The sequence below is a fragment of the Chloroflexota bacterium genome, from assembly GCA_014360825.1.
GTDB lineage: Bacteria > Chloroflexota > Anaerolineae > UBA2200 > JACIWT01 > JACIWT01.
Genome location: JACIWT010000021.1, coordinates 21,026 through 33,682, shown reverse-complemented (window position 1 = coordinate 33,682; position 12,657 = coordinate 21,026). Strand labels below are relative to the sequence as shown.

Here is a 12,657-nt window from a genome sequence, read left to right as displayed (position 1 = left end):
GGGGGGGGGGGCGGCGCCCCTGCGAATGGGTACGGCGGCTCATCGCGGCCCAGTCCCAGCGGGACTGGACAAGACCAGCCGGTGGATTTATCCACCGGCGACCGGCGTGGGTCGGGATTTCGCTACCCACACCGCCCGGAAATGCGATTTCCAGTAAGGGCGACTGGCCGGTCGCCCCTACTACATCCCGGGCGTAGCCACCGAATTCCATTCGGTGGCGGGTATTCACAAGTGGGAGCCGTCTCCAGACGGCGATGCGCCGATCGCAATCTGGAGATTGCTCCCCCGACTGGCCAGCCGAGGCAGGCACAGCGCCCAGCGCGGCGAGCGCAGCCACCAAGGTGAGGGTAACCAAGGTCATCTTCACTCTCAGCGCATAATCCATATCCCACCTCTGCTGACCACCTGCTAACGACTCCTGCCCAGTTCCCAGCGGGATTTCGCAGATGTAGCCGCCATTCGCTGATTTCTCCCGGCACTCTCAATTATAGCGTCGCAGGTCGCCTCGGGCAAACGTATTCGAATTTTGACCTCTCCCATCTTCTGCGCTAATCTCCGTCTAGGAGGTGCCCTTGTCCGATCTGAGCGTGGACGGAATCAAGGCTCGACTGACAACGGCCACCGTGGGCCGCAACTTTATCTATTTGCCCCAGACCGGCTCGACCAACGAAGTGGCCAAACAACTGGCGGGCCAGGGTGCACCGGAGGGCACGCTGGTCATCGCCGAAGAGCAAACTGCAGGCAAGGGCCGTCTGGGGCGGCGTTGGCTGGCCCCGGCAGGCACGTCGCTGCTCCTCTCGTTGATCTTCTATCCCAATCTCCCGCCCACCCACGTTGGCGCACTGACGATGATCTGTGGCCTGGCTGTCCTCGACGCCCTTGAGGAGACGGCTGGTCTCGTCGGCAGCCTCAAATGGCCCAACGACATCCTGCTGAACGAGCGCAAGGCCGGGGGCATCCTGACCGAATTGGCCGTGCGGGGAGAGCGTATCGAATACGTCATCGTGGGATTGGGGCTCAACGTGAACCTGCGGCCCGCTGAGGTGCCTGGCCTCCCGCCAGACACTACCAGTGTCAGCGAAGCGGCCGGACGCCCAGTGAATCGCGGCGAACTTTTGCTCAGCCTCCTCGCGCACGTTGAGCGGCACTACCTATCCCTCCAGCACGGCCACTTGCCTCATCGCGAGTGGGCCTCGCGGCTGAGCACATTGGGCCAGCAGATCGTAGCGATGACGCCCGAGGGTACCATCGTGGGCCTGGCGCGGGACGTGGATGAAACCGGCGCACTTCTTATCCTCACGCCCGAGGGCAATACAGTGCGGTTGCTGGCCGGTGATGTAACGTTGTGCCGAAAGGCGGCGAGATAGAGAGATGAACAAAGCCGCTGCCCGATAGCCGTGGCTCATCGGGCCTAGCGCGATCTTCACTGACGGAATAGCCGGGGACATCCAATCCGCCGTGAGTATCGAAACAGGTCAGGAAGGCGTAGGAGAGCGTGTGCCCCTCTCAGGGTAATAGCGACGCTAGAGCCGATCTGGACTCAGAGCCATTTTGAGTCGAGAGCACCCACTTGTCCAAAAAATTTGCGCGTTATCCTGGTAGCACTGTGATGCAGCAACCCTTGGCAGATCAGATAACGGGGTCTTTGTCCGCCTGGGTCAGCACTTCTACGCCGTCGCTGATGACGCACACCATATCCTCAATGCGCACCCCGCCCCATTCGGGGATGTAGATGCCTGGCTCGACAGTGATGATACTGCCGGGCTCCAGGATATTCTCCGATTGTTGTCCCAAGCCGGGCATCTCATGCACCGACATCCCCACCCCGTGGCCCAGGCCGTGCCCGAATTGCTCCCCGTAGCCTGCCTCCGCAATAATGGTGCGGGCGATCGCGTCGGCTTCCGTCCCCTTCATCCCAGGCCGGATGCCCTTCTCGGCGGCCAACTGGGCGCGCAACACCAAATCATAGACCTGGCGGAACTTTTGGTCGGGTTCCCCAAGGTAAACGGTGCGGGTCAAGTCGGAGCAGTAGCCATTCACCATCGCCCCCATGTCTATCACTACCGGATCGCCCTCGCCGATGACGCGCTCCGACGTGACAGCGTGGGGCATGGCCCCGTTCGGCCCCGAGGCAACGATAATCGGAAAAGAAGTGGCATCTGCACCATGGGTTCTCATGAAAGATTCCAGTTCCCAGGCTACCTCGCGCTCTGTCATGCCTGGCTTAAGAAAAGCCTTGACGTGCGCGTACGCAGCGTCAGAGATAGCGATGGCACGTTGGATGAGGGCGATTTCATCCGCATCTTTGATAGCCCGCAGACCCTCGACGATTCCCTTGGTGGGCACGAATTCCACCCCCTCAGCGTGAGCGAACCACTCCTGGTATTGATCATAAGTGATGTTGGTGCTCTCAAAGCCGATGCGCTGCGCCCCCAACCGCCCGAGCAGTTCGTAGAGCGTCTCTTTCACATAGGAGGCGCTGGGCCCCAATTTAATCAACTCGAAATCGGGTGCTTGTTGTGCGGCCTGGCTCCAGTAGCGGAAATCTGCCACCAGAAACGCTTGCGAAGGCGTGATCACCAGTGCCCCCGCCGAACCAGTGAACCCGCTCAGATAACGCCGGTTGATGGGGTCAGTGACCAGGATGGCGTCTAATTGTTTCTCGGCCAGGATGTTACGCAGTTTCTGTAGCCTCATTCATCGTCTCCTTTCCTTCTGCTTTGTTGTTATGCCCTTCGTCGCGGGCCAGAGGGTGAGAACGACGGTACACCTCGCGTGTGCGGCTCTGGCTGACATGGGTGTAAATTTGCGTGGTAGTGATCTGCTCGTGGCCTAGCAATTCTTGCACTGAGCGCAGGTCCGCCCCACCGTCAAGCAAATGTGTGGCGAATGAGTGCCGCAACGCATGGGGGGTCACGCGCTTCTCGAGCCCGGCTAGGCGGCCGTATTTGCGCAGGATAGACATCACGCTCCGTGCCGAAAGTCGTGTTCCCAGGCGGTTGAGAAAGAGGGCGGGGGTGGTCTCTTTCCCCTCTAACAGCGCTGGCCGACCGGCTTCCAGGTACGCTTTCAGCGCTTTTATGGCGGGCTCGCCTAGCAGCGCGATGCGTTCCTTCGCTCCCTTGCCCCACACGCGCAATTCATGCCGGCCCCAGTCTATACTGCTCACATTGAGTTCAACGACTTCGCTGACCCGCAAGCCTCCGCCGTAGAGGACCTCCAAGATGGCGCGATCGCGCAAGCCCTGGGGCGTGCCCAGATCCGGAATGCTGAGCAAAGCGCGCATTTCTTCCTGGGAGAGATAATTGGGCAGACGACGGGGCGTCTTGGGTGAAGAGAACATTCGGAAAGGGTTTGTTTCTAAGACGCCCTCGCGCACCAGATAACGCCCGAAAGAACGCAGTTCGCTTAGCCGTCGCCTTACGCTGGTCTTGGCATAATCACGGCTACCCAACCAAGCCTGGTAGCGGCGCAGCGCGTCCCGGTTCACACCTGACCAATCCTCGATGCCCTGAGCGCGCAGGAAATCCAGGAACTCCTCGATCTCATGCTGGTAATTGCGCACCGTGCGCGGGGAGGCGTTCTTCTCTACTATCAGATATCGCAGGTAGCGCTCCAGATGCTTTCTCATCGCATTAGCCCCGAAATGGTGGCTCTGGCTGAACTATTCTGCTCAGCCAGAATCCAATACTGTAACTCGGGTTGCCACCTCAGGCGGGAGCGGTTTCTCGCTCCGGTTCCTCGGCCCGTTCGAAAACGCTCTCGCACTGCGTACATTTCACTTTGTCTTTGCCTGCCTCCGTCATCAGGCCACCGCAACTCGGACAGGGTTCGCGCACCGGACGGTTCCAGGTGGCAAAATTGCAACTCGGATAGTTTGCGCAGCCGTAAAAAACGCGGTTCTTCCGGGTTTTTCGCTCCACCAGATCACCGCCACACTGCGGGCAGTTCACTCCGACCTTGGTGGCATAGGGCTTGGCGTTGCGACACTCTGGGAATCCGCTGCAGGCCAGGAACTTGCCATAACGCCCCCATTTCACGATCATTTTCCTGCCACATTTCTCGCAAACTTGTCCGGTCTCTTCCTGTGGTGGGTCCACTACCTTCATATTTGCCTCAGCGGCCTGCACCGCGCGCTCAAACGGGCCATAAAACTCTCTCAGCACTTGCACCCAGTTGCGCTTGCCATTGGCGATCAAGTCCAGGTCATTCTCCATCCCCGCGGTGAATCCCACATCCACAATGTCCGGGAAATGTTCCACCACCAAATCATTGACTATGAACCCTAGTTCGGTGGGGAACAGCCGCTTGCCATCGCGCTCAACGTAGCCACGCGCCTGTATAGTGGACAGAATGGGCGCATAAGTGCTGGGGCGGCCGATGCCGTACTCCTCCAATACACGCACCAACGACGCCTCAGTGTAACGGGGCGGTGGCTGGGTGAAATGCTGCTCCGGCAGCAATCGCAGCAGGTCTAAGAACTCGCCTGCTCTCAGCGGAGGAAGAATAGCCCCTTCGCCTTCCTCAGGTTGCACATCTTCGTCTTTCGCTTCTTCATACACCATCAGGAAACCGGGGAACTTCACCACGGAGCCCGTTGCCCGAAATAGATAGGGCATCTGCTGCATCAATGAATAGATGTGGTCATCCACGTTTGCGTCGGCCACTGAGTCGCTCGCTGTCACTCGCCCGGCGTGAATGTCCACCGAGGTCGTATCCAGGATTGCGGCTGCCATCTGACTGGCCACAAAGCGTTTCCAGATCAGCTCGTACAGGCGGTACTGATCCTTAGTCAAGTAGTCACGGATCGCCCATGGCTCACGTCGCACGGAAGTGGGTCGGATGCATTCGTGGGCCTCTTGTGCGATTTTCGCCCTGGTTTTATGCACAGGTGGTTTTGACGGCAGGTAATCCTGACCGTACTTTTCGCTGATGTAATCCCTGGCCTCTTTTTGGGCTACTTCCGCTACCGCTGTGGAATCTGTTCTCATGTACGTGATCAGGCCCACGCTACCTTCTGGGCCCAACTCCACACCCTCGTAGAGGCTTTGGGCCTGGGCCATGGTGCGCTTGGCGGTGAAACCAAGTTGCCGGGAGGCCTCCTGTTGCATCGTGCTGGTAATGAAGGGGGCGGGTGGCTTGCGTTGGCGCTCCCGTTTGCGCACATCGGTCACTAAGTAAGCGGATTTCTCCAGTTCCTCCACAATGGATAGGGTATCAGTTTGATTTTTGAGATCAACCTCTTCCCCTCGGATGCGCACGAGTTTCGCGATGAAACTGGGCCGCACTTCCTGCCCACGAGACTCCTGCTTGGCCAATTCGGCAGCGATGGACCAATATTCCACCGGCACGAAGGCCATGATCTCTCGTTCGCGCTCCACGATGAGTCGCAAGGCCACCGACTGCACACGCCCGGCCGAAAGCCTGCTACGCACTTTTTGCCACAGAAGAGGGCTTATTTTATAGCCCACGAGTCGGTCCAGGATGCGCCGAGCTTGTTGAGCGTTCACCAGGTCCATGTTGATGCCACGCGGGTGCTGGAAAGCCTCCTCAATAGCGCTTTGGGTAATCTCATGGAAGACGACGCGGCGAGCGATTTCTTCTGGTATTTTCACTGCCGCTAACAAGTGCCAGGCGATTGCCTCACCCTCGCGGTCGGGGTCAGTCGCCAGATACACTTCCCGCGCCTCTCTGACCGCTTGCTGTAGGTTTTGAACCACCTCCCGCTTCTCTTTCAGCACCCGGTACTTAGGCTCAAAGTCATTGCTCACATCTACGCTGAGTTGCGAGCGCAGGAGGTCGCGGACGTGTCCCACAGAGGCATACACATCGTACTCTTTACCCAGGAAGCGGCTTACTGTACGGGCCTTTGCCGGCGACTCCACGATCACGATCTTCGCATCACCGCGTGGCCTGCGGTAGGCCCGTGGTTGACCTTTGGCGCGCTTGCGTACCGCAGGCGCCACAACGGTTGGTTTGGGCAGGTCCTTGTGGGCCGGTGTCTCGCCCATGCGAAATAGAGTTGTACCGCAAACAGGGCACTGACCTTTGGTGGCTGCCCTTCCGGCGGCAGTGTAAACCGCCTCGGGGTTCTGTATCTCTCGTTTGGCATGGCATTTGAAGCAGTAGGCTGTGGTTGTTTCGGTCATATCGTCTCCTAAATGCCTGGAGTACTTTATTCCCATCTCAGACTGAATTTACGGCGCTTCATTCTATTGCCTTCGTCCTTTTTGTCAAGCAGCACAGGGCGGCAAATTCATCTCCTCCAGCCTCGTTGGCTCGATCGCCACTCCAAATACTTCGCTGAAACGGGCGGTCAGCCGTTCTCGCACCGTTTCGATGTTCACCTGCCGCCCCAACTCCAGGCGCATGGAGGTGACCCGGCAATTCGTTATCCCGCAGGGCACAATGAAATCGAAGTGCGAGAGGTCGGGGTCCACATTGAGAGCGAAGCCATGATAAGTGACCCCGCCTTCGATGCGCGCTCCCAGGGCCGCGATCTTGGCCCCGCCAACCCACACGCCAATGATGTTGTCCAACCTCCCGGCCCCAATCCCAAAGTCGGCTAAGGTGCGTATGATGGTCTCCTCCAAGTGGTGCATGTAATCCGACACACCCAGACCGTAGTCTGCCAAACGCAGGATAGGGTATCCCACCAACTGTCCTGGGCCATGGTAGGTTACGTCGCCGCCGCGCTCCACGCGATAGATGCGGATGCCTGCGGCACGCAGATCGTCTTCGCCAGCAAGGATATGGCCGGCGTCACCAGCACGCCCGATGGTGATGACAGGCTCATGCTCCAACAGGATCAATGTGTTGCCCACGAGCCCTGCCTGGCGTGCTGCTACGATGCGGTGCTGCAAGGCCAGTGCTTCCTTGTACGGCCACCGCCCCAGACACAATAATTGCACCGGTGTACGCTTGCTATTTCCCTCAAGGCTGTTTTCCGAAAGTCTAGTCTCCATTATCCCAGCCTGGACCCGATGAAATCCCGCTGTCCTCGGGCGAACGCTTCCGCATCCATCGCCCGCTTGCCTGCCAACTGAACGATCTCCAACATCACCAAACCATCCCCTGTCCCCACACCGATGCCGTCCTTCAGCCGGATGACCTGTCCGGGCAAGGCAGGCGACTCACCCGCTCGTGGTGTAACTTGCACCAGTCTCAACACCCGCCCCTGCCAATAGGTGTAGGCACCTGGCCAGGGAGTATACGCCCGCACCCTCCGGTCGATCTCTATGGCGGGCAATGTCCAATCTACCATGCCATCGCTCTTGCGGATGATGGGGGCATAGGTGATGCCCTCCATTGACTGAGGTTGCGGTGTGATTTCACCGGCCAGCCAGCGCGGTAGGGTCTTGAGTAGTAATTCAGCGCCTAACTCCGCCAGCGACGCAGTGAGCGTGCCAGTTGTATCCCGCGGGCCAATGGAGTGCGTGGCTTGCGAGAGGATGGGGCCACTATCCACGCCCTCGTCCATCAGGATGATCGTCACGCCGGTCATCCGATCACCGGCCAGGATGGCGGCTGGGATGGGCGCAGGCCCGCGGTGGCGAGGCAAAAGTGAGGCGTGTACATTAATGCACCCCTTAGGGGGCAGACTTAACACCGAGGGACGGAGGATTTGTCCGAAGGCCGCCACGACAATGACCTCTGGCTGTAAGTCGTGCAGGGTCTGTACTACCGCCTCGTCGCGGAGGTTGGATGGCTGCAACACCAAGAGGCCCAATTCAAGCGCTCGCTCCTTCACTGGCGAGGGCACGACCTGCGAGCGACCCCGTCCCGCTCGCCGATCGGGTTGTGTAACCACCGCGGCGATTTTGTATTGGGATGCCAGTGCATCCAAGATGGGCACGGCAAAGCGCGGCGTGCCCATGAAAATGATCCTTTCCATAAGATCCTTATCCATCTGCAATTCTAACACATACGCTATCAGGCGGCAAGTAAGCGTCGACGCTTCCAAAATCAAACTGCCTGCGCTATCCCGAGCCAAGAGATGCATTTGCTGCTGACCGCAACCCACTGCCCGCCAATGCGTATAGTATGCAGTTGGATGCAATAGCCATAGACCGAAACAACAATACGTAGGAGGCGATAACATGAGCGAGGAAAAGGCCGAGTTGGCCGAAACCCCCAAACGCAAGGGGCGTGTGTCAAAAACGGAAGCGGAAGAACAGGAGATCAAGCCACAGATCGAGGAAATGCAAGAGCCTGTCCCTCAGCCACCGGCGGAACGCCAGGCGCCTAGCGACAATGATCGGCTGATGGCTATGCTATGCTACCTCACCCAGTTGATCTTGCCATTCATACTGCCCTTCATCGTCCTTCTATCTGAGGAGAACAGGAAGCGCGATTTCCAGCGATACCATGCGGTCCATGCCCTAAGTCTGGCGGTGCTCGCCATCGTCTATGAAGTGTTGGCCGGACTGTTCTTTTGCGTAGTTAGCGTGATAGTCCCCCCGCTGGCTTGCATCCTGTGGACGATTTTCCTGCTGCCACTCGTGCCCTTCATCTACTACGCTTACACTGCCTATCAGGGTCAGTACACTGTCATCCCTTGGCTCACTGACTTCTTGGTTAGTAGCAAGTGGCTGTAGTCCAGATGGAACCCTGGCTCTTACGCCCCCGCAGTTGCACTGCGGGTCGCCTTGGCAATTGCCGCTGAAGTGGAAGTGCGCGGCAGTACAACTGCCGCTGAACAATGCTTGGCCTAAAGTTGCCCCTAAGACGGACTACGCCCGCGAGAAAGGCCAGGTTGAGTCCTGGCCTTTTCTGTTGCCTTGTTACCAAAAAGCCAATATAATGCGTTCCATCAACCGCTTGGAGGTGAGCCATGCCGAAAGTGGCGATTGTCGGTGTGGGCAATGTCGGTGCTACCCTTGCCTACGCTTTGGTTTGGAGTGGCCTGGTCTCCGAGATCGTGCTCATTGACATGAACCGCGCCCGTGCCGAGGGCGAAGCCATGGATATCAACCATGCTGTGCCCTTCCACCGCCCAGCCCGCGTCCGGGCGGGTGATTACCCCGACTGTGCCGGTGCCGACATCGTGTTGGTCGCTGCTGGCGCGGCACAGAAGCCCGGCGAGACCCGCCTCGATTTGGTGCAGAAGAATACCGCCATCTTCCGCCAGATCATCCCCCGCATCGCAGAGTGTAACCCAGAGGGCATTATCCTGGTGGCCACCAATCCGGTGGATGTGTTGACCTACGTGGCCCTGAAACTTTCCGGTTACCCACCCAACCGCGTCATCGGTTCTGGCACCATCTTGGACACCGCCCGTTTCCGCTTCCTGCTGGGCGAATACTACGGCGTGGATCCTCGCAGCGTGCACGCTTACATTGTCGGCGAGCACGGCGATAGCGAGGTGCCCCTGTGGAGCCTGGCCAACATTGCCGGGCAGCGGCTGGTGGAGTTCTGCGCCATCTGTGGCACGTCCTACGACGCCCCGGCCATGGAGCATATCTTCACCCAAACGCGCGACGCTGCCTACGAGATCATTCAACGCAAAGGGGCCACCTATTACGCCATCGCCTCTGGTCTGGTGCGCATTGTAGAGGCCATCTTGCGCGACCAGAACACCGTCCTCTCCGTCTCCAGCCTGCTCACCGATTACCACGGCGTGAGCGACGTCTGCCTGAGCGTGCCCACGGTGGTCAACCGCCAGGGCGCCGCCCGGACCCTGTGCCTGACCGTGAGCGAGGACGAGGAGCGGGCCTTCCGCGAATCGGCGCGGCTGATGCGCGAGGTGATCGCGCAGTTGGAGTTGTCGGGCACGTCCAGTTAGGTGGCTGCACTCCGGGCACTTCTTCTCCCTCCCGCTTCGTGCCAACAGCGCGCAAACAATGCCCTGAACTTAGTTAGGATACTTGACAAACTAAGTTTTTCGTAGTATAATATATTCAAAGAATTGGAACGAGTTAACTGCGAGAGGGGCCACGTGAATCTTCAACAAAACACGACTATCGGCGACGCCACTTTGATGCGTGGGATGAATACCGCGACCGTTCTCAATCTCCTTTGGGAGCGCGGAACTATCTCCCGCGTTGATATCGCCAAAGTGACCAAGCTCAGTCGCCCTACGGTGTCCAGTATTGTTGCGGACCTTTTACGAGAGGGCTGGATAACAGAGTCAGGGCGCGGAGAGTCAAGGGGAGGGAAAAAGCCAATTCTGTTAGAGTTCAACTATGATGCGCGTTGTATTGTTGGGGTAGATTTGCGCGCGGACGGGTTTGCCGTAACAACCCACAATTTGCGTGCGGAGGTTGGTACACACCTCATAGAGGAAATTTCGATTCGAACTGCCCCCGAGTCTTTAGCGAAAACAATTGCTGGGGCGGTGCGGCAAATTGTCGTCGAAGCCGAAATAGATTGGGACAAAGTGGTTGGGATTGGTGTAGCCTTGCCCAGCCCCTACGACTACCTATCGGGACAGGTTACCTTGAACGAAATGATGCCTGGTTGGCGTGGACTTTCCTTGAAAGCCATGTTAGAGGCATTGCTTGAGAAGCGTGTTGATGCCGACAACAACGCGAACTTAGCAGCGATGGCGGAGAGTTGGTGGGGGGCGGGGCGGGGCATTGAAAACCTAGTCTACGTGATGTTCAGAAATGGCATCGGAAGCGGCTTGATTCTAGGGGGTCAGATCTACCGAGGGAGAGTTGGCAGTGCAGGAGAAATCGGACACCTGACTGTTGATATAGAGGGGCGGCGATGTCGCTGTGGAAAGAGGGGTTGCCTGGAGACGATCTGTGACTCCAGAGCGATCCTTCGGGAGATATCCGTCGCCCTCTCCGCTGGAGAAGAAAGCAGCCTAAGGCATATTACAGCCGTACGGTCACTCACGATGGAAGATATAGGAAAGGCAGCAGAAGCGGGCGACCCACTGGCTCAACGGGTTTTGAGAAAAGCAGGCGGGCACTTGGGACTGGCCCTTGCCAACCTAGTGAATTTACTTAATCCCGACCTCGTTGTAATTGACGCACCCAATACCGGTCCCATCTTCCTTGAATCTATCAGAGAGACTATACAAGCGCATGCTTTATCGGCTGCTAGTCAGGTGGTTAGGGTGATGCCAGCGGACCTGGGGCAGGACGCAGTCGCAATGGGTGCGGCGACGCTCATCTTGCAGGATGTACTGCACGGACCCCATCTTACTGCTGGTGCCGCTGCGTCATTCTCTGGGGGCAGGTAAGATAGATAACTTTGGCCGAGGCCATATAACCCTGGGGTACATGAAAGACTTTGGCAACGTAGAAGTATGAGAAGTGGGAGAGGAGGTGGTTTTAATCGCTTTAGACCATATAAGGATTTGGTAACCTTTAGAAAATGGCATAGACTTCAAGGAGGAAAGAGAAATGAGTTTTCGCAAACATCTGCTGCTGTTGGTTATGAGCGCCCTGATCACCTGGCCTTTGGTAATAACTGCCTGCCGCCCGGCGCCATCGCCAACACCGTTACCACCGACGCCAACCACGCAGGTAGCACCAACCCCTGCTCCCACAGCTACAGCGACACCCTCGCCAGTTAAGTTGGTGGTATGGACTACATTGTTCGAAGCAGCACAACAGGCTTTCGACAAAGTGAGCCGCCAATACACAATAGAACATCCACATGTGACTATTGAGAGTCACCGAGTTGAGGAATTGAAGGACAAGCTCCGCATCGCGGTCCCAGCTGGTGAGGGTCCTGCTATTTTCACCTTCGCCCACGATTGGATTGGCGAGATGGCAGACTTGAATATTATCGTGCCTTTAGACAATTACATCACGCCGGAATTCAGGGCTGCCTTCCCCACGTCCGCGTGGGATGCCGTAACCTACAAAGGACACATCTACGCCATCCCGGAGAGCGCAGAAACCGTGATCATGATCTACAACAAGGACCTCATCTCCAAGCCGCCGACAAGCACTGAGGAGCTCATTGGGGTCATGAAGCAATTTTACAAACCGGACGAGGGTAAGTACGGACTCGCTTGGCCCATTGACCCCTATCATGTATCTGCGTTCATCCACGGCTTCGGTGGCTTCTACTTGAACGATGAAACTGGGGAAGTGGGTCTTGACAGGCCAGAGCACATCCAGGGGCTGCAGTGGATACTTGATAATATACGGCCATATATGTCCAGCGATAAAGACTACGCGACTCAGATTGCGTTGTTCACAGATAGGAACGCGCCAATACTCTTCACCGGTCCCTGGGCGCTTCCGGATGTGGAAAAGGCTGGAATTAACTTCGGCGTAGCTCCGCTCCCAGAGATCACGGGCATTGGGCCCGCTAGACCCTTCATGGGCGTTCGCTCCTGGATGGTGACGACCAATGCTCAAGATGTGGCGGCCGCTGTCGATTTTTTGACTTGGTTTGTGTCACCACCGCAGATTGTGGATTGGGTAGTGGAGGCCGGGTTTGCACCGGCATTCACAGCAGCCTATGAAGATGCACGAATTGCGGAGGATGAAGTGAAGCTCACTATTTTGGCACAGGCGCAGGCTGCTATCCCGATGCCGAAGCGAGCAGAGATGGGCTTGATCTGGGCATGGGGCGCTCCATATTGGGATGTCCTTGACGCGGTGTGGACTGGAGAGAAGACGGCCGAGGTGGCGTTGAAAGAGGGCCAACAAGCAGTGTTAGACGCCATCGCTAAAACTAGGTAATGGAAGT

Annotated in this window: 11 protein-coding genes; 5 read left to right on the top strand and 6 right to left on the bottom strand. The window is 57.7% G+C overall.

All coding sequences use genetic code 11. The features are described from left to right. Positions 1–385: hypothetical protein (locus H5T64_11445; protein ID MBC7264951.1), on the bottom strand; the 385-nt coding region annotated here is incomplete at its 3' end. Positions 386–572: 187 nt separating this feature from the next. Here H5T64_11445 and H5T64_11440 point away from each other — a divergent pair. After that, the gene (locus H5T64_11440) at positions 573–1,367 is read left to right on the top strand and encodes a biotin--[acetyl-CoA-carboxylase] ligase (protein ID MBC7264950.1); all 795 of its coding nucleotides are present in this window, start codon (positions 573–575) and stop codon (positions 1,365–1,367) included. Between the two features lie 262 nt (positions 1,368–1,629). Here H5T64_11440 and H5T64_11435 read toward each other — a convergent pair whose 3' ends face one another. From H5T64_11435 to H5T64_11415, 5 genes are all read right to left on the bottom strand, one after another. Then, positions 1,630–2,697 carry an aminopeptidase P family protein gene (locus H5T64_11435; protein MBC7264949.1) on the bottom strand — a complete coding sequence of 356 codons (1,068 nt, stop codon included), beginning with the start codon at positions 2,695–2,697 and terminating at the stop codon, positions 1,630–1,632. Beyond that, complete coding sequence (locus H5T64_11430) at positions 2,675–3,631, bottom strand: tyrosine recombinase XerC (protein MBC7264948.1); 957 nt, start codon at positions 3,629–3,631, stop codon at positions 2,675–2,677. Before H5T64_11430 ends, H5T64_11435 begins: the two co-directional genes overlap by 23 nt. Positions 3,632–3,710: 79 nt before the next feature. Beyond that, entirely contained in the window at positions 3,711–6,149 is a 2,439-nt protein-coding gene (gene topA, locus H5T64_11425) for a type I DNA topoisomerase (GenBank protein MBC7264947.1), read from the bottom strand. Positions 6,150–6,233: 84 nt separating this feature from the next. Next, complete coding sequence (lipB, locus tag H5T64_11420; GenBank protein MBC7264946.1) at positions 6,234–6,965, bottom strand: lipoyl(octanoyl) transferase LipB; 732 nt, start codon at positions 6,963–6,965, stop codon at positions 6,234–6,236. Next, positions 6,965–7,876, bottom strand: a complete 912-nt coding sequence (locus H5T64_11415; GenBank protein ID MBC7264945.1) for a methionyl-tRNA formyltransferase — start codon at positions 7,874–7,876, stop codon at positions 6,965–6,967. The genes lipB and H5T64_11415 overlap by 1 nt, the downstream gene beginning before the upstream one ends. 223 nt (positions 7,877–8,099) lie before the next feature. Here H5T64_11415 and H5T64_11410 point away from each other — a divergent pair, with 223 nt between their 5' ends. From H5T64_11410 to H5T64_11395, 4 genes are all read left to right on the top strand, one after another. Then, positions 8,100–8,597: a DUF4870 domain-containing protein gene (locus tag H5T64_11410; protein MBC7264944.1), complete on the top strand. Its 498-nt coding sequence runs from the start codon at positions 8,100–8,102 to the stop codon at positions 8,595–8,597. A 236-nt stretch (positions 8,598–8,833) separates the two neighbouring features. Next, complete coding sequence (locus tag H5T64_11405; protein ID MBC7264943.1) at positions 8,834–9,784, top strand: L-lactate dehydrogenase; 951 nt, start codon at positions 8,834–8,836, stop codon at positions 9,782–9,784. Between the two features lie 153 nt (positions 9,785–9,937). After that, positions 9,938–11,191, top strand: coding sequence for an ROK family transcriptional regulator (locus H5T64_11400; protein MBC7264942.1), 1,254 nt, complete (start codon positions 9,938–9,940; stop codon positions 11,189–11,191). 163 nt (positions 11,192–11,354) lie between these two features. Continuing rightward, on the top strand, positions 11,355–12,650 hold the full coding sequence (locus H5T64_11395; protein ID MBC7264941.1) for an extracellular solute-binding protein: 1,296 nt from the start codon (positions 11,355–11,357) through the stop codon (positions 12,648–12,650). The last annotated feature ends 7 nt before the right edge of the window (positions 12,651–12,657 follow it).